The sequence below is a fragment of the Chryseobacterium manosquense genome (genome assembly GCF_014623485.1).
Taxonomy (GTDB): domain Bacteria; phylum Bacteroidota; class Bacteroidia; order Flavobacteriales; family Weeksellaceae; genus Kaistella; species Kaistella haifensis.
Genome location: NZ_CP060203.1, coordinates 1,199,187 through 1,221,679 on the forward strand (window position 1 = coordinate 1,199,187; position 22,493 = coordinate 1,221,679).

A 22,493-nucleotide genomic window follows, 5' to 3' on the forward strand; every position below is an offset into this window, starting at 1 on the left:
ATTTTTTTTAATTTATTGTAATCGAATTTCAGCAACCGAAGCTCCTGTGGGAACCATCGGGAAAACATTGTCTTCTTTGGCTACTTTTACTTCGAGTAGAAAGGCATTTTCTGTGTTTAAAAGCTGATCTAAAGCATTGCTTAAATCTTCCTGTTTTTCCACTTTTACTCCTTTGATGTTGTAAGAAGCCGCCAATGCTACAAAATCTGGACTTTGTATGTTGGTAAAGGAATATCTTTTCTCGAAGAACATTTGTTGCCACTGCCGCACCATTCCTAGATATTCATTATTTAGAATGATAATTTTTACCCCGATATTGTTCTGCATGATGGTTCCCAATTCCTGCAAAGTCATCTGGAAACCGCCATCGCCAATGATGGCTATTACTTGTTTTCCTGGGTTGGCCATTTTTGCTCCGATAGCTGCCGGAAGTGCAAAACCCATTGTTCCCAATCCGCCAGAGGTAACATTGCTTTTGGTTTGATTGTATTGATAAAACTGTGCTGCCATCATTTGATGTTGTCCCACATCGGTTACTATCACTGCATTGCCATTGGTTTTTTGAGAAAGTAAATCGATGACCAAATCCATTCTTAATTCATCAGAAAAATCGTTATTTCTGTTTTTAGACAACACCTGCAGTTCATTTTCTTTTGCCTGATGAAATTCATCTAACCAACTTTGATGGTTTTGCTTTTCTACCAGATCCGTTAATAATGCTAATGCTTCTTTAGCATCGGCTAAAACGGGTGCATCTGCTTTGATGATTTTATTAATTTCGGCAGCGTCAATGTCTATGTGAACCACTTTTGCTTGTTTTGCATAACGAGAAACATCGCCCGTAACACGATCGTCAAACCGCATTCCGACTGCTAAAAGGACATCGCACTCATTGGATTTTACATTAGGTGCGTAATTACCGTGCATACCAACCATCCCAACAAATTGGGGGTGATTTGCGGGGAAAGCACCCAATCCCAAAAGCGTGGACGCCACCGGAACGCCAGTTTTTTCGGCAAAAACCAATAATTCTTCTTCCGCATTGGAAAGCATAATGCCTTGACCGACAATCATCAACGGTTTTTTTGCTTCATTCAAAAGCTTGCTTGCTGCTTGTAGTTGATCTGCATTCAGTTTGGGTTTCGGGTGGAAACTTCTAACCGCTGTACACTTTTCATAAGAGAAATCCAGCTTTTCAAACTGAGCATCTTTGGTAATGTCCACCAAAACAGGACCTGGACGACCCGAACTTGCGATGTAAAATGCTTTAGCTAAAGCAGGAGCGATATCTTCCGCTTTGGTGACCTGGCAATTCCATTTGGTTACAGGCATTGAAATTCCCATCACATCGGTTTCTTGAAAAGCATCCGTTCCCAAAAGGTGAGAAGCCACTTGTCCGGTGATGCAAACCAAGGGCGTAGAATCGATTAATGCATCGGCTAAACCTGTGATTAAATTGGTAGCACCCGGCCCCGAAGTTGCGAATACAACGCCTGTTTTTCCGGAAGTTCGGGCATATCCTTGAGCAGCGTGAATAGCACCTTGTTCGTGTCTGGTCAGCACATGGTTTACTTCTTCAAGATGATCAAACAGGGCATCGTAGATGGGCATAATCGCACCACCTGGGTAGCCAAATATTGTTTTTACACCTTCGGCTTTCAGACTTTGTATCACCGCTTCTGCACCTGTGGTTTGGAACAGCACCGTAGTTTGTTTGGGAGTTTCTAATTCAATTGTTTTCATTTTTTAATTTATTTATCGGTTACACAGCCTAAAGAAGCGCTTGAAACACATTGTGCGTATTTATACAACACTCCTTTGTTCGCTTTTAAGGAAGGTTGCTTCCAGGCTGCTTTTCGTTTTTCCAATTCCTGTTCAGATACTTTTAAATTGATCGTATTGTTTTTAGCGTCAATCGCAATGCTGTCGCCATCCTTTACCAAAGCAATTGTTCCGCCTACAAAAGCCTCCGGTGTGATGTGTCCTACCACAAAACCGTGGGTGCCGCCTGAAAATCTGCCATCGGTAATTAATGCTACTGAACTGCCTAATCCAGCACCCATTATTGCTGAAGTAGGCTTAAGCATTTCAGGCATTCCCGGTCCGCCTTTCGGTCCGCAGTAACGGATGACTACCACATTGCCGGGTTTTACTTCTCCGTTTCGAACGCCATCAATCACGGTATATTCATCGTCAAACACTTTGGCAGTTCCCTCAAAATAATCACCTTCTTTACCGCTTATTTTAGCTACGCTTCCTTCGGTAGCCAGATTTCCGTAGAGCATTTGCAGATGTCCGTTTGCTTTAACGGGATTTTCTAAGGGAAGAAATACTTGCTGACCTTCGGTTAAATCCTGCACCGATTCTAAATTTTCGGCAATGGTTTTTCCGGTGACCGTTAAGCAATCGCCGTGAAGTAAATTATGTTTCAATAAATACTTCATCACTGCCGGAACACCGCCAGCTTCATGAAGATCTTCCATAAGGTATTTACCGCTCGGTTTCAAATCTGCCAATACCGGAACACGGTTACTTACCTTTTGGAAATCATCCAAAGTCAGTTCTATATCCACCGAATTTGCCATAGCGATCAGGTGCATTACGGCATTGGTAGAACCGCCCAAAACGGTGACCATCGTCATAGCGTTTTCAAAGGCTTTTCGGGTCATAATGTCTTTGGGTTTGATGTCTTTTTCCAACAATACTTTAATAGCATTTCCTGCATCAAAACATTCGATTTTTTTATTGCTGCTCAATGCTGGATTAGAAGAACTGTAAGGCAAACTCATTCCTAAAGCTTCAATCGCAGAAGCCATCGTGTTTGCTGTGTACATCCCGCCGCAAGCACCCGCTCCGGGACAAGCGTTTTTAATTACTCCTTTGTAGTCTTCATCAGAAATTGTGTTGCCAAATTTTTTACCCAAAGCTTCGAAAGCCGAAACGATATTGAGCGATTCGCCTTTCCATTTTCCGGAATGGATGGTTCCGCCATACACCATGATAGCAGGACGGTTTAATCTTCCCATAGCGATGATTGATCCAGGCATATTCTTATCGCATCCCACAACTGCCACAACTGCATCGTACCACTGTGCACTCACCACTGTTTCTATGGAATCTGCAATTATATCTCTGGAAACCAAGGAGAAACGCATTCCATCTGTCCCGTTGGATATACCGTCACTTACGCCAATGGTATTGAATATCAACCCGACTAAATCTTCCTGCTGCACACCGGCTTTAACTTCTTTCGCCAAATCATTGAGATGCATATTGCAAGGATTTCCTTCGTAACCCATACTCACAATTCCCACTTGGGGTTTTTGCAAATCTTCTTCCGTTAATCCTATGGCATAAAGCATGGCTTGTGCAGCAGGTTGGGTTTCATCTTGCGTGATGGTTCTGCTGTATTTGTTGAGTGTTTCCATTAGTTGAGGTGGTTTTGTTTTAATGGTTCTCTTACCAAAAGGGAATAGGCATTTTGAAGTTTTTTACCCAAGGAATCGTTCCAGTTTTTAGGAAATTGATAATCATCTACCGATGCTATTCCTACCACTTCGGCAGCCGTTCCGCAGTAAAATGCGCTGTCAGCTTGTAATAAATCTTCTTTGGTAAAATTTCCTTGTTGTACCTCCAAGCCTAATTGTGCGGCTAATTCCAAAACCGTAGATCTGGTGATTCCCGGAAGGATATTTCCCAATTGGGGCGTGAATAATTTTCCATCTTTCTCAAAAAATAAATTCGCTCCCGGACCTTCGGCCAAGAAACCATCGCTATCCAACAGCAAGGCTTCATCAAAACCTTTATCTTTTGCTTCGGTAGTTGCCAAGATAGAATTGACATAATGACCGCAGATTTTTGCTTCGATATGGATGGATTTTGGATGCGGGCGACAAAAGGAAGAAACCGTTAACCGCAGTAATTTTTCACCTAAATAAGCTCCCCAATCCCACACAGCGATCATCAGCGAAACGCTCGTAGGTTTTGTCAAACTCATATTTGGGGCGCAATATACCAGCGGTCGGATGTAGGCATTCCTTAAATTGTTTTTTTCCAGCAATTCGTAGGTGGCTTCAACTAATTCTTGCATGGTATAGTTGAAAGGAATTTTCACCAGTTCGCATGATTTTTTTAGGCGTTCGTAATGTTCTTCGGCTTTAAAAACCTTGGTTCCGTGTTCTGTTTCGTAAGAACGGATGCCTTCAAAAGCACCATAACCATAATGAAGGGTTTGACCATACAGATCGGTTGTAGATTCGGTGGCTTTTACAAATTTTCCGTCCAGATAAAGGACTGTTTCGTTGTTGAAATACATGTTTGTTTTTGTTTTTTATTGAGTTGATATTTGCTTTTTAGGAATAAAAAAAGCCTTTCCCGAAAGTGAGAAAGGCTTACAGTTTGGCATACAGCAGCATCTCTCACGGTGGCGAGCTAATAATAATGCTGATAATAATATTGTTGTTATATAAATTCATTTTCTTGTTTTAATTTCCATAAAAAAAGCCTCCTGATTTCTCGGGAGGCTTTCAAATATATCTTTCGATTACATCAAAATTATTCCTCCCCGGAATGTGAAATCACACCCGTAATAATAATAGAAGAAATAATAATTGAGTTGTACATTTTCTTTGTTTTGTGATGCAAACCTAACTCGTAATTTTTAAACCAGCAAATTTTTCAGCGTTTTTTTTAATTAAAATTTTCATTGCAATTAAAAATTATTTAAGAATATATGATTAATTGATGATAAAAACCTTGTAAATATCTACTATTGAAGCATATTTCTTTTTTTAAGATTTAAAATTTATCATCCTTGATTTGGCCATAGAAGATAAGAATATCAGTTTAGCATTTTCTTCCTTGGAAGTCCTATTTCTTTTTCCTGTGGATAAGGTTTTCGCCAGGTCATGCTCACATCTTCATTGATTTTCTGATGAATTTCGTAGGATTTTCCGCTGTCCACGGAATAGCGAGGATCTGGGATGAAAGGCATTTTCGCCATCTTTAAAATGGTGATGGTTGGGAAATGAAAATCTACTTCCACCAAACCGAGCAAAAGGTAGCAACCGCCACCCTGAAATGGATAGTTTTTAAGATTGTCAGGAAAGTGGGCCGTGTCGAAATATTCCCCATCGGAATCTATCCAAGTTCCGAAATACATCGTGCCTTTCTTGGTGGGCACGTGCTTGCGAGAAATAAGATAAGCCAACATGCGGACTTGTTTTTTATGGAATTTCAAAAGGTCTTTCGCCATCACATCGCCCCGGAACTTCGTCGCCAACAAATCAAAGGGACTGCAGGAAACAGGAAAACCAAGAATTTCAATCTCATCAAAAGCATCTTCGAAAAGATTTCTTTTCAATTGTGGCAATTGATAATCCTTTCTTGGTTCCTCAAAAAATGAGAGATATCGGTTCTGAGGTTTGAAATTTACCATAATTAGCCGTGCCTCTATCAGCAACTCATTTTTCTGTTTTCCCGTAAACCGAAACGCACCACAAAAAATTAAAATCTGCAAGGTTTCAATGCCAATCGGAACTCGTTTTATAAAATTTTCCAAGGAACTGTATTCGCCATTTTCCTGACGTTCTTCTGGGATAAATTGCGCAATTTTTGCCTCAAGTTTTTGAATGTGCATCAGACCTAAATAAACATCTTCGCCATAAAGAGTTGTTTGCAATATACTTTTGTTTATACAAGGATTATGAATTTTTCCACCGGCCATCCTGCATTCGTGGACATAGACTTCGGTGCGGTAAAATCCCCCACCATTGTTAATCGCTGCCACCATAAACTCAATGGGATAATACACTTTCAGATAAAGGCTTTGGTAACTCTCCACTGCGTAACTCGCGGAATGTGCTTTGCAGAAAGAATATCCTGCGAAACTTTCAATCTGGCGATACACCTCCTGCGAGAGTTTTTCGGGATGCCCGAGCTTTTTACAAGATTCAAAGAAGTGATCTTTAACTTTTTGCAAAGCCGAAAGCGATCTGCCTTTTCCACTCATCGCACGACGGAGTATATCACCGTCTGCAGCAGCCAAACCACCGTAGTGAAGCGCAATTTTAATCACATCTTCCTGATAAACCATGATGCCGTAGGTTTCACCAAGTTGCTGCTCGAAAACAGGATGAAAATATTCAAACTGACCGGGATTATTATGCCGGAAAATATACTCGCGCATCATGCCGCTCTGCGCCACACCGGGACGAATGATGGACGAGGCCGCCACCAAGGTTTTATAATTATCGCATTTCAGCCGTCGCAACAGTCCTCGCATAGCGGGACTTTCGATATAGAAGCAGCCGATGGTTTTTCCCTTTGTTAAAAATTCGTTGGCTGTTTTTTCATTTTTGAAAATTCGAGTGTTGCGAATATCTACGTCTATTCCCCTATTTTTTTTAATGAGTTTCACGGCATCGTCTATCGTTCCTAATCCTCTTTGTGAAAGGATATCGAATTTTTCAAAACCTATGAACTCTGCCACATGCATATCAAACTGCACAATCGGAAAACCTTTGGGAGGCATCTCCAGGGCAGTAAAATTGGTGATAGGTTCTTCTGAAATCAAAATTCCGCAGGAGTGCATGCTCCGCTGGTTAGGGAATTTTTCCAAAAGCATCCCGTATTTCTGCACCATTTTCACCACAGAATTATCATCATGAAACGCCATAGGATTTTTTGCCAGAGAATCCAGTTCTTCTTTGGGTAAACCGAAAGCTTTACCGACCTCTCGGAATATCGAGCGGTACTTAAACTCCACATTGGTGCCACAAAATGCCACATGGTCTTTGCCGTATTTCTGGAAGATGTATTTCAGAATTTCATCGCGCTCGCGCCAGCTCCAGTCAATGTCGAAATCCGGTGGTGATTTTCGGTTTAAGTTTAAGAATCTTTCAAAATAAAGATCCAGTTCGATTGGGCAAATATCTGTAATTCCCAGACAATAGCTCACGATGGAATTAGCACCCGAACCTCGACCAACATGCATGAAACCACGGCGGCGACTGTATTCTACAATATCCCATGTAATCAGGAAATAGCCGCTAAAATTTAACTGATCGATGACTTTCAGTTCTTTTTCAACTCTTTTTCTGGCGACTTCGTCATTCTCGGGATAGCGGAATTTCAAACCTTGGTAAGCCAATTTTCGCAAGAGTTTCTCATCATGATCCTTACTATCAGTGAAATGTTTTTTATTCCTCGGTACACCAAACTCGAACTCGAAACCACATTGATCAATAATTTTTTTAGTGTTCATGAGAATTTGTGGATGGTGTTTAAAATCATTTAAAACTTCCGCAGGCGGTTTTAAAGTTTCCGAAGTCCGGCAGACATCCCCTTCATCTAACTTGGAAAGCAAGGTGTTGCGATCTATAGCACGTAGAATCCGATGAAGGTTGTACTCCCTTTTTATGCGGAAGGTTACAGGTTGCAACACCACCATTTTGTTTGAAAACTGCTGCCACTTTTTTTGGATTAAAATATTCAGTTCCTCCGAACGGATGCCGATGAATTCATTATCCTCTAATACTTCGGGGGTATTTTTTAGTGGATAAACAATGAAGCAGTTCGGTAAGTCTGGATTTTGTCTTGGTAAAATTTCTCCCTCGCAGTTATGTTCAGTCAACATACGGCAGATTTCAGCAATACCTTGGTTATTTTTAGCTAAGGCAATAAAATATGATTCATTATCCAACCGAACATCTACCCCGACAATGGGTTTTATCCCAAATTCTTTGCACAGTTTATAAAAATCATAAATCCCAGTGATGGTATTAATGTCCGTGAGCGCCAATGCTGAAATCCCTGCCGCCGCAGAATCGCGCACTAAATCTTCCACGGAAATAGTTCCGTAGCGCAGGCTGTGGTAGGAATGGCAATTTAGGTACATGTTATTGGTTTTGGCTCTTGATTCTCAGTTCTCGGTTCTTGCATCTATTGGATTAAAAGTCCTGATGCGCGACCTACTGCGGTTTTTCCGAATCTGTTTTTCATACGGTCCATACTCTGATAAAGATTCATGAGTTCTTCGGTATCTTCGAATAAATCCATCTGATGACTGCCGTGAACCAATCCTGAAAAACGGATTCCTATCAACCTCAGGCGCATCCGCCTTGTATAGAGTTTTTTAAACAGTTCAAGAGCATATTTTAACAGCGTATGATCGGCAGATGTGTAGGATATGCGGCATTGCTTTGTTTCGGTATCGAAATTAGCATACCGAATTTTTATGGTAACCACCGAGGTCAGCCATTTTTCTTGTCTTAGTTGAAATGCAAGTTGCTCCACCATTCCGGAGATTATACTGCGCATATTTTCCAAATCGATGCTGTCTTGTGCAAATGTATGCTCTGCGGAAAGCGATTTCCTTTCTGAATAAGGAACCACGGGCGAATCATCTATTCCGTTGGCTTTTTTCCAGAGTTCAGCTCCGTTTTTACCGATCATCTGTTGTAATACATCTACAGGCATTTCAGCCAAAGTTTTTATGTGTCGGATTCCGATTCTTGAAAGAAGCTGAAAGGTTACATTCCCAACCATCGGAATTTTTTTAATGGACAGAGGATTAAGAAAAGGTTGGATTTCCCGGTTTGGAATTTCAATTCTTCCCAAGGGTTTCGCCTCTCCTGTTCCGATTTTTGCTACGGTTTTATTAGCAGAGACCGCAAAACTTATTGGCAAACCTGTATTTTTCTTTATGGATTCTGCCACTTCCGTCGTCCATTGATAGCACCCGAAAAAGCGATCCATCCCCGTAAGGTCGAGATAAAACTCATCAATACTCGCTTTTTCAACCAAGGGAACTTTTTCCTGAATAATCTCGGTGACTTCATTTGATAGCTTTGAATATTGTTCGTGATCACCTTTTATTACTTTTGCTTCGGGGCAAAGTTTCAGTGCCATTCTAATTGGCATTGCAGAACGAACACCAAAATATCTCGCCTCGTAGGAGCAGGAAGCTACTACTCCACGATCTCCACCACCGATGATTACAGGAATTCCGTTCAGTTTCGAATTTTGAAGCCGCTCACAGGAAACAAAAAAAGTATCCAAATCCAAGTGTGCAATTGTTTTTTCCATACCGACAAAATTATTATGTTTTATAACAAAAATTAGTATATTTGTAGTTATAATTTATAACAATGTCAATTTTCTCTGAAAACATCAAGCATTTAAGAAATCGCCAGAAACTTACCCAACAGACCATAGCCAATGATCTGAATATTACCCGTGGGAGATATGTGAAATACGAAGATGGCAGTTCGGAACCGCCAATGGATTTATTGGTGAAGATTTCGAAATATTTTAAAGTAAGCATCGACCTTTTGCTGAGTATCGACATCAAGAAATATCCTCTGGAGGAAATGATAAAGCTTTCAGAAAATAAAATTTTGGTGCCTGTAGCGGTGGACTCCAAGGGAGAAAATAAAATTGAAATTATCCCCATAAAAGCATCTATGGGTTACCTGAACGGCTATCAGGATCCCGAATATATTGAAGGCTTGCAAACACTTTCGCTTCCATTCCTAAGAAATGGAAAATTCCGGGCTTTTCCGGCAACCGGAGACTCCATGCCGCCATATAAAGATGGAACCTACATCGTTGGGAAATATGTGGAGAATCTTGCAGATTTGAAAACAGATAAAACCTATGTATTCATCACCGCGAACGACGGGATCGTCTATAAAAGGTTTCAGTTCCACGAGGTGGACCACATCTGCGTGAAATCAGACAACAATTTTTATGAACCTTTAAAAATTCCGCTCTCCGAAATCCATGAGATTTGGGAGTTTGCGTGCAGCATCAGCACGGCAGAATATGAGCCGGAGGAGTTTTCTGATCATGGCATTCATAACATGTTCAACGAGATTAAGACTGAAATTAAAAACATTAGTGAAAATTTGAAATTTTAGTAGGAAAATTTTATAGTGATTTAGTAATTTAATGCAAAGCGCACTCTATTGCCGACTAAGTAAAAACCGGAAACTTAAAAAAAAAAAGACACTTACAAAATTCTGTAAGTGTCTAATTTTCAGTGTGGCCCAGCTTGGGCTCGAACCAAGGACTTGCTGATTATGAGTCACTTTTTTTATGTTTTATTATATTTTTAGTTTAATTTATAATACTTTATTTCTCTCTGATTATCAATATTTTACACCGTTTTAATTTTCAGATTATTTTATTTTATCTTACTTTTACAACATAAATGTTCGTCAAATGTTCGTCAAATGTTCGTCAAAAATTTAAGATAAAATCATGACTACTTTTCAATTTACTCTCAAAAATGGTTCAAAAGCCAATGGTGAAAAAAGTATCGTTGCGCTGTTTATTAAAGACCGCAAAAATACCAGCTTATCAATTCAGAAATCGTGTAAAGAAGAACAATGGAGTTTTGAAACAGAACGGGTAAAAAAGAGTCATCCGGAATACCAAAAAATCAACACTTTTATTGAAAAATATAAAGTGATTATCCAAAAAATCATCGATGATTTGGAGGATGAGAATATCCAGTACACCCTACCTGATTTAATTGACCGCATAAAAAACTTTAAGGGAAAAGGAAAGACAAAAACTTTTACCGAATTTATTTCTGAAAACACCGAAAATCTTAAATCTCTGGACAAATTAGGTTCTGCTAAAATTGAAAAGCAGACGCTGCAATCGCTACAAACTTTTCTTGGCAAAAAAGATATTGGGTTTAATGAGCTTTCTTTCCAATGTCTAAAGAAATATGAGAATTATTGCGTTTTGAAGGGAAACAAACCAGCTACGATTGGAATGAGACTTCGCACGATCCGCTATATTTTCAACTTGGCGATAAAGTCTAAAATTATTAAGGAATCTCAATACCCGTTTAAAGAATATAAAATATCAAGTGTAAAAAGCACGAGCAAAAAGGAATTTCTCACGCAGGAAGAAATCGGCAAACTTGTCAATTACGAACCTGCAAACGAGTACGAACAATTTGCCAAGGACATGTTTCTCTTCAGCTATTACGGGCGCGGAATCAATTTTATAGATGTGTTAAAATTGGAAAAGAATGGCATCTACAATGATACGGTTAGTTATCTGCGGACTAAAACCGGCGTTGCTGTACGATTTAAACTTACCGAGATTTCCAAGGAAATTATTGAACGGTACCAGTCGGAGCCTGAATCTAAACTGATATTCAGAATTCTGAAGGACAACAATACGGAAGTAGCCTATGTAAAAAACAAGTCCGCCAAATATTTACAGGTGTATGTAAATCCTTATCTGAAAACGATGATGTCAAAACTAAAAATCAGCAAAAACATTACTTACTATTGCGCAAGGCATTCCTTTGCAACTGCTCTCAAGTTTAATAATGTTTCAATTGAAATCATCCGTGAAGCATTGGGACATAAGGACATTAATTCTACCATGTCTTATCTCAATTCTTTACCTGATGCAAAACTGGATAAGATTATTGAGGATGTTATTAAATAGGGATTTTACTTTCTGTTCAACGAAACTGGTATTCAATGACATTGAAGTTGTGATTTTATCGAACATTCCTCGTCCTATAATCTAATCATTATTTAATATCTTCATAATTTCTTCCATTGTTTGAATTAAAATTTCAAAGCTTGGACTTTCCCCTACAATCATATTGCTTTGCATAATTTTATAATCGTTTTCCCATTCTTTAATCACTTCTTTGGGAGGAATAATATTGATAAATCCCTTTTTGTGATTTTCATAATTAATCCATTTGGAACGATTCATTTTCTCTCTAAATACCACAATCTTCTCAAAAAGCTCATCATCTGCTAAAGCATTTTTACCATAATCGGTATAATAAAGTTGATACAAATCGAACAAATGACGACTCATCCTCTCACCTCTAATTCGATCTTTCGGTTTTGAAAACTCTTCATGAAGCAAAAGAATTTTTTCCAAAAAAGTTTTTGTCGGCACGGTAACCAATACTTCAAATGGCGGTAGTGAAAATGGAGCTTCTTGGTAATAATCTTCAATAAATGATTGAACCATTTTTCTCTCGGAAGGTTCGGTCATTGCTCTTGCGCCCATTTCAATCAATACCTTTTGCTGAACATAACTCTCTTGAGGCATTACACTTTTATAAACCAACTCTAAGTGATTAGGATCACTTAAATCGTCCACAATTTCTGAATATTTGATTTCGTAATCGTTTGGAGAAATACCCAAGTTATTCAACTGGAATTCTAATTCTTCTCTAAAATCCGATATCACAAACTTCCCCGCAGTTTTACGCAGTTTCTTCATTTGTGTTATTGTGCCGGGCTCCGCAGAAAACCCCAATAAATTTCTATCAATAATCAAATCAACATCTTCGGAAAAGCGTTCGATAATTTGATACGCTTTACTTAAAGAAGTTCCACCCTTAAAAATAATCTGATCCTTATATTTTGACTGAAAAACGGCGCGTAACACCATACAAACCCACCAATCCTTTTCTATTGCAAATGGCGCATAACCTGTAGATAAACCTAACTGGTTTAAAGTTTCAACCCGTTGTTCCTTAGTAAGTTGTTGATGCCACATTTTATGATAGGTTTATATTTCTAATTCTTTTCTGAATCCAAACTGGTGCAAATTTCAACTGAGAATTCAAGATATTTTCGTCTAATTTCTTAATATATGGGATAAGTTTTTCTTCAAAAGCTTGTGAAATATTTTTCTCGCCAGTAATTTTATACGCCTGAATGATAAGTTGCAGCAGGCCATCTTTTACAGCCAAATTTCTCGGAGAAGTTTTCTTGAACTTAATTTTGCTTTTCCCTATGTTGATTTCCCGTTGCGCACCATCGGTTAAATATACAGCGTGCAAAGGAATTTGAGTGGAAAGTCCCAGAAGATACATTGCCATAACCCCCGTAGGTGCAATCCTGGCTTTATCTCGTTTGGCAATCTCTTTAGCAATCTGTTCTATACTTGGATAAACAATTCCTAAAAGCTCATCCTTTTTTGGGTTTAAATAAATTCCATGAGCCAAGCGAACGACAACCCCTTGCTCTTCCAATCGACGAAGGACTTGGCGGATATTTTCCGAAGTGCCAAATTTTTGAAAATCTTCTGCGAAAAATATTTTTCCCTTTGAAGACTTCCTTATCTTATTTTCTATTTGATTATGAGTATTTTGCGTCACTTTTTGAAAATTATTTGTCACAAATTTAGTAAATATTTGTGACAAATTGCTAGACATTTGCATCTTTTACTTAGTCTTGCTAGCTTTGCAACAGTAGCTACAAAGCTAGCAAGACTAAGTTGAACTAAACCTCCGGTAGCTTTTCCCATTCGCCGTTTTAGTAACTTTGTTTTTATTAACCTTTTAAAAACTCATGAAATGGCTACAAAAAAAAATCTCCGGAGGATTTAAGGACCAACAAATTCCTTAATCGTGCCTCGAGCGAAGTTAAAGGTTTTGCCGAACTTCGGCAACGCTTCGAAAGAAATATTTCCATCCTGGGCAGAAGCAAACGTACCTTCGACAATTATTCCCGTCACGTTGCAGCCTTGGCGCTTCATTTCGGTAAAGTCCCTACCGAATTAGACCCGGAAGACATCAAAGATTGCCTTTTTGAACTTCAAAAGCGATCAAAAACCCCTTCTCAGTCGTACTTTAAACATACCGTTTACGGGCTGCGGTTTTTGCTGAAAACCGAAGGCTTGCCTTACAGCTACCTCCATCTTCCCGCGATTCCAAAGGTGAAAAAACTTCCCACTATTTTAAGCCGTGAAGAAATCTGGCGAATGCTTCAAAGTGCTGAACTCCTGAAACACAAACTGCTCATCGGCCTGATCTACGGTTGCAAACTGCGCTGTATGGAAGTAAGGAATATCAAGCTTCACACCCAAAACGCTGCTCAATAAATGCCGGTGCTGCAAGGAGGGAAACCTGGTAACCATTGCCATTTTCGGGCAGCGCGGTCCGCCGCAGGACTTTCTTTTCGTCACCCAACCTTTGTCTGCAAAATAACCTTTGTGGGTAAGGGAAGCTGTGCCCTACAGCCAGTAAAACCCCGCAGAAACCACTTCCAAAGGCTACCCAACGCCACAAAAAAAGCAGTCCTTCCGAAAAAACTGCTTTGTACCTCTAAATTCTAAAAACGACATCCCCATAAGAGGACCATCATACTGCTGAAAAGCTACCGGAGCTTCCGTTCAACGGGCTTTCATTTCTTGTTTTGCAGACAAAACGAAAGCTTAGTTATTAGCAGAAGTTTTTCTTATTCCAATTGTTTTTTAATTCTTTCGGTGGTTTCTTTTGGTAAATCTATCAATGTCATGATATGTTCAGAGTTATTTTCCCAATAAGTTTTCGGAAATTTTGCGGAATTATAAAGGTTTTTTCCTCTAATTACAGGAACAATTTTGTCATTTTTCCCTTGAATAATTATTTTAGGAACATTCTCAATATACTTTATGTCTTGTACAGCAACATATTCTTGGTTAAAATCTTGAGGAGAATTTTTCGCTTTTTCTTTCAGAAATGAAATTGGAGAATAATCCATTGCTAAAGTTTGTGCAGATTCAATAGAACTATCAAGAACTAATAAATTGATTTTAGATTGATTTTCTTTAGTTATTTTTACGGCAAGTTGACCTCCTAAAGACATTCCATAAACAACTATTTTGCTATTTCCATTGTTTTCTGAATTTAAAAAATCTTTAAATGCCATTTCAGTATCTTTCAAAACCCCTTGATAATTTGGAATTCCATTTGATTTTCCAAAACCTCTCCAATCAAAAGCATAAACTTCAAATCCGTTTTCAACCAATGGTCTTATCATATCTTGGTAAGTGCTTACATTTCCTCCGCCTCCATGAATAAAAAATATTTTTGAATTTGTTTCTTGTTTTGGCTTAAACACATAAGTATAAATGTTAATTGACTCATTAACTTTTAAAACTTTTTCTGAATGTGGCAACTCTTTGAAAGGTAGCATTTCTTTGCTTGGAAAATAAAAAAGTTTTGATTCGTCATTATTTACAATTCCTTCAAAAATTGGTTTTGTTTTGTAAAAATAAACTCCTAAACCAATAATTCCTACTAATCCCAAAAATAAAATTAAGCCGATAATTTTCAAAATTTTCTTTGTTTTCATTCTTTTCACAATTTGATTGGTAAATTTGACTAATTATTTTTTGTTGAAGAATTTGTTTTGATTGAACTGTCAAATATGATTTCCGAATTGTTAAATTTTGTTCCCGAGTTGTTTTTTGCGGGGTTTTCGATAAAATTCTGACTAACGTTAAATCAATTCAGTGATAATCAAATAGTTATAGATTTTAATTTTTGACCATTTGATTATCCAAAATAGTGAAAATTTCTTCGTTAGCGGCTAAAAACAACTCCGTTTTCGAGTAGGGGAATTTCTGCTAACGGGAAACGGCTTTGCGAAGGCGGGGCTTTGACAATCAAATAGTTATACTAAAACTGCACTGAGCAAAAACCATTTTCGTTTTTGTAAAATTACTAAAAATTTAAAAACGAAATGGTTTTTTGCGACTAAAAATTACCAAAGGCTCAACTTTGTGAAAATCCCCCGCTTTTGCCAAACCGATGTTGAACTAAACCTCCGGTAGCTTTTCCCATTCGCCGTTTTAGTAATTTTGTTTTTATTAACCTTTTAAAAACTCATGAAATGGCTACAAAAAAAAATCTCCGGAGGATTTAAGGACCAACAAATTCCTGAATCGTGCCTCGAGCGAAGTTAACGGCTTTGCCGAACTTCTGCAACGCTTCGAAAGAAATATTTCCATCCTGGGCAGAAGCAAGCGTACCTTCGACAATTATTCCCGTCACGTTGCAGCCTTGGCGCTTCATTTCGGTAAAGTCCCTACCGAATTAGACCCGGAAGACATCAAAGATTACCTTTTTGAACTTCAAAAGCGATCAAAAACCCCTTCTCAGTCGTACTTTAAACATACCGTTTACGGACTGCGGTTTTTGCTGAAAACCGAAGGCTTGCCTTACAGCTACCTCCACCTTCCCGCGATTCCAAAGGTGAAAAAACTTCCCACTATTTTAAGCCGTGAAGAAATCTGGCGAATGCTTCAAAGTGCTGAACTCCTGAAACACAAACTGCTCATCGGCCTGATCTACGGTTGCGGACTGCGCTGTATGGAAGTAAGAAATATCAAGCTTCACACCCAAAACGCTGCTCAATAAATGCCGGTGCTGCAAGGAGGGAAACCTGGTCACCATTGCCGTTTTCGGGCAGCGCGGTCCGCCGCAGGATTTTCTTTTCGTCACCCAACCTTTGTCTGCGGAATAACCTTTGCGGGTAAGGGAAACTGTGCCCTACAGCCAGTAAAACCCCGCAGAACCCACTTCCAAAGGCTACCCAACGCCACAAAAAAAAGCAGTCCTTCTGAAAAAACTGCTTTGCACCTCTAAATTCTAAAAACGACATCCCCATAAGAGGACCATCATACTGCTGAAAAGCCACCGGAGCTTCCGTTCAACGGGCTTTCATTTCTTGTCTTGCAGACAAAACGAAAGCTTAGTTATTATCGGCAGGCGTTTTTTATTTTTTAGGATATTTTAGTGCTTTATTGAGTTCAATCGGATTGTTGTTTTTGCGTAAATAATTTTGTTCTTGTTCAATTATTGGTCTTAATTGGTCTGCTTTAGTATACCTTACTCCGTTAAAATCTACACTATTTGTCGTTCCACTCTCCAATTTTGATTTAATATCGTGAATTGGGTCATTAAAATACTCCAATTTTTTATTTACGAATATTTTTTCTGAAACGGGAATTGGTTTGTTTCCATATCTTACTTCTAAAAAATTTGAAGTGTCATAAGTCTCTTTAAGATTTACATTTTTTACAAATGAAAAATTATAGTTGTCTTTTTCGTCCTGCAACAAAATTATTAATCCAGGCAAACCTTGAAATTTGTATGGCCCCTCTGAAAAAGGAAAATCTTTTGTAAACCACGCTGTCCATTTTCTTCCGCCAAAGTTTGTCGTTGCTTTTTGCAAATTCAAACCTTGATATTTTTTTGTTTCATTTGTCAGTTTCCAATTTAATGCGTTATCTGTTTGGTAAGAATAGGTTTGGAAATCAATCATCCCAAAATTCGTATTCTTGTTGGAACCTCTTTTTCTTGTAACGGGAATTTGACTTGTCCAATTTGTATTTTGAGAATTAAATTTCTTATTTATGGAGTCTTTTTCCAAAAAAGCATTATCATAATATTTAGTTTCTTTTGGATTTATGTCCAAAACCATTATTTTCTTTGACGGTTCAGTTTGCGTTGAGTCTGATTTAAATTTCAGTTCATAAAAAAATCTGTGAGTTTGAGAAAAAGTCAAACCCGAAATAAAAATTAAAAGTGCAAAAATTCTATTCATATTCTTTGTTTTGGGAAGGTTCTGATACGCTTGCCGATAACGGAAAACGGCTTTGCGAAGGAGCGGCTAAGAAAGGCAAAACTTTCTATAATCACGAACCTGAGCAAAAACTTTTTCCATTTTTTAAAATTACAAAAAAAAATTAAAAATGGAAAAGTTTTGCGACTAGAAATGCGAAAATCTTCAACGCAAGAGCCTTTAATACCCCGCTTTTGCAAAACCGATTTTGAACTAAACCTCCGGTAGCTTTTCCCATTCGCCGTTTTAGTAATTTTGTTTTTATTAGCCCTTAAAAAACATATAAAATGGCTACAAAAAAAAATCTACTGAGGATTTAAGAACAAACAAATTCCTGAACCGTGCCTCGAGCGAAGTTAACGGTTTTGCCGAACTTCTGCAACGCTTCGAAAGAAATATTTCCATCCTGGGCAGAAGCAAGCGTACCTTCGAAAATTATTCCCGTCACGTTGCAGCCTTGGCGCTTCATTTCGGTAAAGTCCCTACCGAATTAGACCCGGAAGACATCAAAGATTACCTTTTTGAACTCCAGCAGCGAAGCCAAACCCCTTCTCAGTCGTACTTTAAACATACCGTTTACGGACTGCGGTTTTTGCTGAAAACCGAAGGTTTGCCTTACAGCTACCTCCATCTGCCCGCGATTCCAAAAGTGAAAAAACTTCCCACTATTTTAAGCCGTGAAGAAATCTGGCGAATGCTTCAAAGTGCCGAACTCCTGAAACACAAACTGCTCATCGGCCTGATCTACGGTTGCGGACTGCGCTGTATGGAAGTAAGGAATATCAAGCTTCACACCCAAAACGCTGCTCAATAAATGCCGGTGCTGCAAGGAGGGAAACCTGGTGACCATTGCTGTTTTCGGGCAGCGCGGTCCGTCGCAGGATTTTCTTTTCGTTACCCAACCTTTGTCTGCGAAATAAACTTTGCGGGTAAGGGAAGCTGTGCCCTACAGCCGGTAAAACCCCGCAGAAACCACTTCCAAAGGCTACCCAACGCCACAAAAAAAGCAGTCCTTCCGAAAAAACTGCTTTGTACCTCTAAATCCTAAAAACGACATCCCCATAAGAGGACCATCATACTGCTGAAAAGCCACCGGAGCTTCCGTTCAACGGGCTTTCATTTCTTGTCTTGCAGACAAAACGAAAGCTTAGTTATTATACGATATTTTTCTTTTTTCTCATTGATTTTTTTAGTTTCAGTAAGAGCGTTATTAAAAAATAGAATAGTATTCCAAGTAATATTGTAACTGGAATAAACCAGTTACCAAGAATTTCGTAATTCTGTAATTTTTCATTTTCAATAAAACCTCCGTATTGAAAAATTTCTCCTTTTTTGTAAAAGAAACCAACATTATTTGGATAGAACAATTTCCCGAAAATTAGAACAACAAATGAAAAGAGAAATAAATATAAAATGAAGAATATGAAATAAATTATTCCATAGGAAAAATTTAAAATCAACGCTTCAAAAATGTGAATTGGATTAAAAGTTTTTGTCGCTTGATTGAGTTTTTTTTCTGCAACAAGCGGTTTTAGAACATCGTTCGGAATTCCTATTTTATCCAGAGTATTGATCAAATTTTTCAACTCACCATTTTCATCTTCGTTTTTAGGCATACTTTCATAAATATGGCTATTCATTTCCATCAGAATATCATTTTGATCTTCTTGATTGAGTTTTTTAATTGCTGATTGAATCTGTTTTAAATAATTTTCGTAAATCTTTTGCGCATCAGCATTTTTGAATTGTATTTTTTTGAATTCCATTTTTAGATTATTTTGTTTATACCAATTTGTAAGTTTGACCATTGAATTTTCATTTCTTCAAGAGTTTGTTTTCCGGTTTCAGTCAAGAAGTAATATTTTCTTGGAATTCCAGTTTCTTGCTCAATCCATTTAGATTCCAGAAGATTATCAGTTTTCAATCTGTTCATTAATGGATAAAGCGTTCCTTCTGCAATCTCAATATTGGTTAAAGTTTTTATTTTTTCAATAAGTTCATAACCATAAAGTTCATTCTCTTTTAGCACAAGCAATACAATAAAGGATAAAGTTCCTTTCTTAACTTGTGATTGCCATTTTTCAATAAATTCCTTATTCATTTTACAAATGTAAAACAAAATACATAGTATAACAAAGTATATAGTTAAAAAATATATTAATTTTAAATATCTATTTGTAAATCAGTGCTTTAATTTTATGCAGGAGTTTGGATAAAATGTCGTATAACGTTTGGGTATTTCTGTTGGCGGGGATTATGATAACGGGTTTTTGTAAATATAACAAAAAGAACAACTAACGAAAATCTTCATGATGTAAACTTCAACCCTGCTAATAGAAATACCGTGTTGAACTAAACCTCCTGTAGCTTTTCCCATTCGCCGTTTTAGTAACTTTGTTTTTATTAACCTTTTAAAAACTCATGAAATGGCTACAAAAAAAAATCTCCGGAGGATTTAAGGACCAACAAATTTCTGAATCGTGCCTCGAGCGAAGTTAACGGTTTTGCCGAACTTCTGCAACGCTTCGAAAGAAATATTTCCATCCTGGGCAGAAGCAGGCGTACCTTCGACAATTATTCCCGTCACGTTGCAGCCTTAGCGCTTCATTTCGGTAAAGTTCCTACCGAATTAGACCCGGAAGACATCAAAGATTACCTTTTTGAACTTCAAAAGCGATCAAAAACCCCTTCTCAGTCGTACTTTAAACATACCGTTTACGGACTGCGGTTTTTGCTGAAAACCGAAGGCTTGCCTTACAGCTACCTCCACCTTCCCGCCATTCCAAAAGTAAATAAACTGCCCACTATTTTAAGCCGGCAGGAAGTTTGGCGCATGCTTCAAAGTGCCGAACTCCTGAAACACAAACTGCTCATCGGACTGATCTACGGTTGCGGACTGAGCCTTCATCCGCACCTGCACTGCATTGTTCCTGGCGGCGGAATTGATCATCACGGAAAGTGGAAAAAGAAAGTACGAACCGATAAATATCTCTTCTCTGTAAAAGCGATGAGCAAAGTATTCCGGGCAAAGTTTGTGGCTTTATTGAGAACTTCGGGAGTAAAAGATTCCAATTTAATGGATAAACTCTTTACCAAAAAATGGGTCGTCTATGCCAAAAGACCTTTTGGCGGTCCGAAACAGGTGATTGAATATTTAGGCAGATACACGCATTCACCCCGTTGGATTTTTTAGATATTCCCTTAATCTATTTCTAAGATAAATTTTTCCATTTCCAGACTTAAGATATTTCTCTCTTCTGGTCGCATCTTGCTGATTTAAACAGCCTTCCCAATAAATCAATTTGAAAGGCAATCTTCTTGCAGTAGACTTAACCTCTCCATTATTGTGTTGTATCAATCTATACTGCAAATTAGAAGTATATCCTGTATAAAACAATCCATCTCTTTCGCTAAGTAAGACATAAACATAATAAAACATATTCTCTTTTTAGCAAAGTTAGAAATCCTACGGGGTAAAGTCGCCATCAGCAACCACCGCATCAAAGAAGTAACGGATCAGCAGGTCCGGTTTGGCTACAAAGATTACCGAAAAGGCGGAGAGAAAAAGGAAATGACCCTGAGCAACCAGGAGTTTATCCGGCGCTTCAGTCTTCATATTCTGCCCAGAAGGTTTGTGCGGATCCGCCATTACGGGATTTTGAGCAGCAGCTGGAAACGTGGGAAACTTCAGGCTCTGCAATCCGATTTAAAGATCAAGATCCCGGAGGTAACACCCAAAACGCTGCTCAATAAATGCCGGTGCTGCAAGGAGGGAAACCTTGTGACCATTGCTATTTTCGGGCAGCGCGGTCCGCCGCAGGATTTTCTTTTCGTCACCCAACCTTTGTCTGCAAAATAACCTTTGCGGGTAAGGGAAGCTGTGCCCTACAGCCAGTAAAACCCCGCAGAAACCACTTCCAAAGGCTACCCAACGCCACAAAAAAAGCAGTCCTTCTGAAAAACTGCTTTGCACCTCTAAATTCTAAAAACGACATCCCCATAAGAGGACCATCATACCGCTGAAAAGCCACCGGAGGTTCCGTTCAACGGGCTTTCATTTCTTGTCTTGCAGACAAAACGAAAGCTTAGTTATTGTGCGTTCGTACTTCTTTGTCAGCTCGTTGTTTTCTTATGTTTTTTACCCCATTCTTCCAATTGTTTTAAGATAGGGTTTAGTTGTAATCCGCTTTTTGTCAGCTCGTATTCAACTCTTGGTGGCACTTCGGCATATACTGTCCGGTTTACCAGTTTGTTTTCTTCCATTTTCCGTAGTTGCAAGGTCAACATACGTTCGGTTATGTTCGGAATACGTTTTCTTAATTCCCCGAAACGAAGTTTTCCGTTAGCCAAATGACAGCATATAGCCAACGTCCATTGTCCGCCTATGAGATTTACTGCATAGATTTCGGTACACTCCAAACCAAGATTTTGCTTGTTCTCATAATTGGTAGAAGTTTCTTTTACTTTACTCATACTTACATTTTTGTTAGTACCATACAATTGGTCGATAAGGTACAAAATAGTTTGTTACGTCTGTATATTTGTACTGTTAATTATAAAAATCAGTTTCAAAATGTTTAGACTATTTGTATTGTCTGTTGCTTGCACCATTTCTTTTGTCTGTTTTGCACAAACTAATAAATCAGAAAGAAATAAAATTACAATGAATAAAAATATCGATACCACTAAAACCATTAGTCTTTATGGTTTTTTACGTCCGAAAAAAGGATATGAAGAGGAACTTCGTAAATCACTTTTATCACTTGTCCAACCAACTCGTTCGGAAGAGGGAAGTTTGATTTATAATGTCCACGAAGAAAAGGACGGTTCGTTTTTTCTTTATGAAGTCTGGCGTTCGCAGGAAGATTTGGACAAGCATTGGCAACAACCTTACCTGAAAAACTTTATGAGTAAGGTCGAAATTTTGTTAGACGAAAAAGTTGCTTATTCGGGAAAACTGATTTCGGGCTTGTCGGATTAGTTGTCGGTTTTTGATTTCGGTACGGTCGGTCGGTATGACGCACAACGGTTGGGTATTTCTGTTGGCGGGGCTTATTATAATTACTTTTTGTAAATATAACAAAAAGAACAACTCGCGAA

The 22,493-nt window shown here is 38.4% G+C and carries 23 protein-coding genes and 5 pseudogenes; 11 read left to right on the forward strand and 17 right to left on the reverse strand.

Annotated elements, in window-relative coordinates:
• Positions 1 to 12 precede the first annotated feature (12 nt).
• The 5 genes from ilvB to dinB form a co-directional block, all read right to left on the reverse strand.
• The gene (ilvB, locus tag H0S70_RS05575) at positions 13 to 1,743 is read right to left on the reverse strand and encodes a biosynthetic-type acetolactate synthase large subunit (protein ID WP_188321998.1); all 1,731 of its coding nucleotides are present in this window, start codon (positions 1,741 to 1,743) and stop codon (positions 13 to 15) included.
• Positions 1,744 to 1,751: 8 nt separating this feature from the next.
• On the reverse strand, positions 1,752 to 3,428 hold the full coding sequence (ilvD, locus tag H0S70_RS05580; RefSeq protein WP_188321999.1) for a dihydroxy-acid dehydratase: 1,677 nt from the start codon (positions 3,426 to 3,428) through the stop codon (positions 1,752 to 1,754).
• Entirely contained in the window at positions 3,428 to 4,315 is an 888-nt protein-coding gene (locus tag H0S70_RS05585) for a branched-chain amino acid transaminase (protein WP_188322000.1), read from the reverse strand. The genes ilvD and H0S70_RS05585 overlap by 1 nt, the downstream gene beginning before the upstream one ends.
• 525 nt (positions 4,316 to 4,840) lie before the next feature.
• Positions 4,841 to 7,897 (reverse strand): DNA polymerase III subunit alpha, encoded by a 3,057-nt coding sequence (locus tag H0S70_RS05590; RefSeq protein WP_188322001.1) that lies wholly within the window; start codon positions 7,895 to 7,897, stop codon positions 4,841 to 4,843.
• A gap of 44 nt (positions 7,898 to 7,941) precedes the next feature.
• On the reverse strand, positions 7,942 to 9,087 hold the full coding sequence (gene dinB / locus H0S70_RS05595) for a DNA polymerase IV (protein WP_188322002.1): 1,146 nt from the start codon (positions 9,085 to 9,087) through the stop codon (positions 7,942 to 7,944).
• A 62-nt stretch (positions 9,088 to 9,149) separates the two neighbouring features.
• Here dinB and H0S70_RS05600 point away from each other — a divergent pair, with 62 nt between their 5' ends.
• Positions 9,150 to 9,920, forward strand: coding sequence for an XRE family transcriptional regulator (locus H0S70_RS05600; protein ID WP_188322003.1), 771 nt, complete (start codon positions 9,150 to 9,152; stop codon positions 9,918 to 9,920).
• A gap of 343 nt (positions 9,921 to 10,263) precedes the next feature.
• Positions 10,264 to 11,475: a site-specific integrase gene (locus H0S70_RS05605; protein ID WP_088264881.1), complete on the forward strand. Its 1,212-nt coding sequence runs from the start codon at positions 10,264 to 10,266 to the stop codon at positions 11,473 to 11,475.
• 81 nt (positions 11,476 to 11,556) lie between these two features.
• On the opposite strand, the gene H0S70_RS05610 is transcribed toward H0S70_RS05605, so the two are convergent.
• From H0S70_RS05610 to H0S70_RS05620, 3 genes are all read right to left on the reverse strand, one after another.
• Positions 11,557 to 12,555 carry a nucleotidyl transferase AbiEii/AbiGii toxin family protein gene (locus H0S70_RS05610; RefSeq protein ID WP_188322004.1) on the reverse strand — a complete coding sequence of 333 codons (999 nt, stop codon included), beginning with the start codon at positions 12,553 to 12,555 and terminating at the stop codon, positions 11,557 to 11,559.
• Position 12,556: 1 nt separating this feature from the next.
• Positions 12,557 to 13,159 (reverse strand): DUF6088 family protein, encoded by a 603-nt coding sequence (locus H0S70_RS05615; protein ID WP_188322005.1) that lies wholly within the window; start codon positions 13,157 to 13,159, stop codon positions 12,557 to 12,559.
• Positions 13,160 to 13,386: 227 nt separating this feature from the next.
• Positions 13,387 to 13,539: a hypothetical protein gene (locus H0S70_RS05620; protein ID WP_188322006.1), complete on the reverse strand. Its 153-nt coding sequence runs from the start codon at positions 13,537 to 13,539 to the stop codon at positions 13,387 to 13,389.
• Between H0S70_RS05620 and H0S70_RS05625 the strand changes: the two genes are divergently transcribed.
• Together H0S70_RS05625 and H0S70_RS14670 are read left to right on the forward strand one after the other, a co-directional pair.
• Positions 13,477 to 13,884 (forward strand): hypothetical protein, encoded by a 408-nt coding sequence (locus tag H0S70_RS05625; protein ID WP_394367322.1) that lies wholly within the window; start codon positions 13,477 to 13,479, stop codon positions 13,882 to 13,884. The two genes, H0S70_RS05620 and H0S70_RS05625, sit on opposite strands and share 63 nt — an antisense overlap.
• A pseudogene (locus tag H0S70_RS14670) lies at positions 13,850 to 13,990 on the forward strand (IS91 family transposase); the annotation flags it as partial. The gene H0S70_RS05625 and the pseudogene H0S70_RS14670, both read left to right, overlap by 35 nt.
• Positions 13,991 to 14,240: 250 nt before the next feature.
• Here the strand turns inward: H0S70_RS14670 and H0S70_RS05630 are convergent.
• Both H0S70_RS05630 and H0S70_RS14140 read right to left on the reverse strand, forming a co-directional pair.
• Complete coding sequence (locus H0S70_RS05630; RefSeq protein WP_055043294.1) at positions 14,241 to 15,119, reverse strand: alpha/beta hydrolase; 879 nt, start codon at positions 15,117 to 15,119, stop codon at positions 14,241 to 14,243.
• 569 nt (positions 15,120 to 15,688) lie between these two features.
• The gene (locus H0S70_RS14140; protein ID WP_228453796.1) at positions 15,689 to 15,841 is read right to left on the reverse strand and encodes a hypothetical protein; all 153 of its coding nucleotides are present in this window, start codon (positions 15,839 to 15,841) and stop codon (positions 15,689 to 15,691) included.
• Here H0S70_RS14140 and H0S70_RS05635 point away from each other — a divergent pair.
• Together H0S70_RS05635 and H0S70_RS14675 are read left to right on the forward strand one after the other, a co-directional pair.
• Positions 15,779 to 16,186: a site-specific integrase gene (locus tag H0S70_RS05635; protein ID WP_242589845.1), complete on the forward strand. Its 408-nt coding sequence runs from the start codon at positions 15,779 to 15,781 to the stop codon at positions 16,184 to 16,186. The genes H0S70_RS14140 and H0S70_RS05635 overlap by 63 nt on opposite strands.
• Positions 16,164 to 16,292 (forward strand): annotated as a pseudogene (locus tag H0S70_RS14675) (IS91 family transposase); the annotation flags it as partial. The gene H0S70_RS05635 and the pseudogene H0S70_RS14675, both read left to right, overlap by 23 nt.
• A gap of 252 nt (positions 16,293 to 16,544) precedes the next feature.
• Here H0S70_RS14675 and H0S70_RS05640 read toward each other — a convergent pair.
• Both H0S70_RS05640 and H0S70_RS14145 read right to left on the reverse strand, forming a co-directional pair.
• Positions 16,545 to 17,375, reverse strand: a complete 831-nt coding sequence (locus H0S70_RS05640; RefSeq protein WP_123247436.1) for a GLPGLI family protein — start codon at positions 17,373 to 17,375, stop codon at positions 16,545 to 16,547.
• Between the two features lie 334 nt (positions 17,376 to 17,709).
• Positions 17,710 to 17,862 (reverse strand): hypothetical protein, encoded by a 153-nt coding sequence (locus tag H0S70_RS14145; RefSeq protein ID WP_228453797.1) that lies wholly within the window; start codon positions 17,860 to 17,862, stop codon positions 17,710 to 17,712.
• Here H0S70_RS14145 and H0S70_RS05645 point away from each other — a divergent pair.
• Complete coding sequence (locus tag H0S70_RS05645) at positions 17,800 to 18,207, forward strand: site-specific integrase (RefSeq protein ID WP_262891143.1); 408 nt, start codon at positions 17,800 to 17,802, stop codon at positions 18,205 to 18,207. The two genes, H0S70_RS14145 and H0S70_RS05645, sit on opposite strands and share 63 nt — an antisense overlap.
• A pseudogene (locus H0S70_RS14680) lies at positions 18,173 to 18,313 on the forward strand (IS91 family transposase); the annotation flags it as partial. The gene H0S70_RS05645 and the pseudogene H0S70_RS14680, both read left to right, overlap by 35 nt.
• Before the next feature lie 234 nt (positions 18,314 to 18,547).
• Here H0S70_RS14680 and H0S70_RS05650 read toward each other — a convergent pair.
• The 3 genes from H0S70_RS05650 to H0S70_RS14435 all read right to left on the reverse strand — a co-directional run bounded on the left by H0S70_RS05650 (position 18,548) and on the right by H0S70_RS14435 (position 19,980).
• Positions 18,548 to 19,159: a DUF1700 domain-containing protein gene (locus H0S70_RS05650; protein ID WP_188322007.1), complete on the reverse strand. Its 612-nt coding sequence runs from the start codon at positions 19,157 to 19,159 to the stop codon at positions 18,548 to 18,550.
• Between the two features lie 2 nt (positions 19,160 to 19,161).
• Positions 19,162 to 19,494, reverse strand: coding sequence for a PadR family transcriptional regulator (locus tag H0S70_RS05655; protein WP_188322008.1), 333 nt, complete (start codon positions 19,492 to 19,494; stop codon positions 19,162 to 19,164).
• A 354-nt stretch (positions 19,495 to 19,848) separates the two neighbouring features.
• Positions 19,849 to 19,980 (reverse strand): hypothetical protein, encoded by a 132-nt coding sequence (locus H0S70_RS14435; RefSeq protein WP_262891131.1) that lies wholly within the window; start codon positions 19,978 to 19,980, stop codon positions 19,849 to 19,851.
• On the opposite strand from H0S70_RS14435, the pseudogene H0S70_RS14150 reads away from it, so the two are divergent.
• Positions 19,930 to 20,565 (forward strand): annotated as a pseudogene (locus H0S70_RS14150) (transposase); the annotation flags it as partial. The gene H0S70_RS14435 and the pseudogene H0S70_RS14150 sit on opposite strands and share 51 nt — an antisense overlap.
• Here H0S70_RS14150 and H0S70_RS05670 read toward each other — a convergent pair.
• Positions 20,566 to 20,832 carry a GIY-YIG nuclease family protein gene (locus tag H0S70_RS05670; protein WP_123249468.1) on the reverse strand — a complete coding sequence of 89 codons (267 nt, stop codon included), beginning with the start codon at positions 20,830 to 20,832 and terminating at the stop codon, positions 20,566 to 20,568.
• A gap of 36 nt (positions 20,833 to 20,868) precedes the next feature.
• Between H0S70_RS05670 and H0S70_RS05675 the strand changes: the two are divergent.
• Positions 20,869 to 21,252 (forward strand): annotated as a pseudogene (locus H0S70_RS05675) (transposase); the annotation flags it as partial.
• 254 nt (positions 21,253 to 21,506) lie between these two features.
• Here H0S70_RS05675 and H0S70_RS05680 read toward each other — a convergent pair.
• Positions 21,507 to 21,866: a winged helix-turn-helix transcriptional regulator gene (locus H0S70_RS05680; RefSeq protein ID WP_188322009.1), complete on the reverse strand. Its 360-nt coding sequence runs from the start codon at positions 21,864 to 21,866 to the stop codon at positions 21,507 to 21,509.
• A 190-nt stretch (positions 21,867 to 22,056) separates the two neighbouring features.
• Between H0S70_RS05680 and H0S70_RS05685 the strand changes: the two genes are divergently transcribed.
• A complete protein-coding gene (locus tag H0S70_RS05685) occupies positions 22,057 to 22,374 on the forward strand; it encodes a putative quinol monooxygenase (RefSeq protein WP_188322010.1) in 318 nt (105 codons plus the stop codon).
• Positions 22,375 to 22,493: the final 119 nt, after the last annotated feature.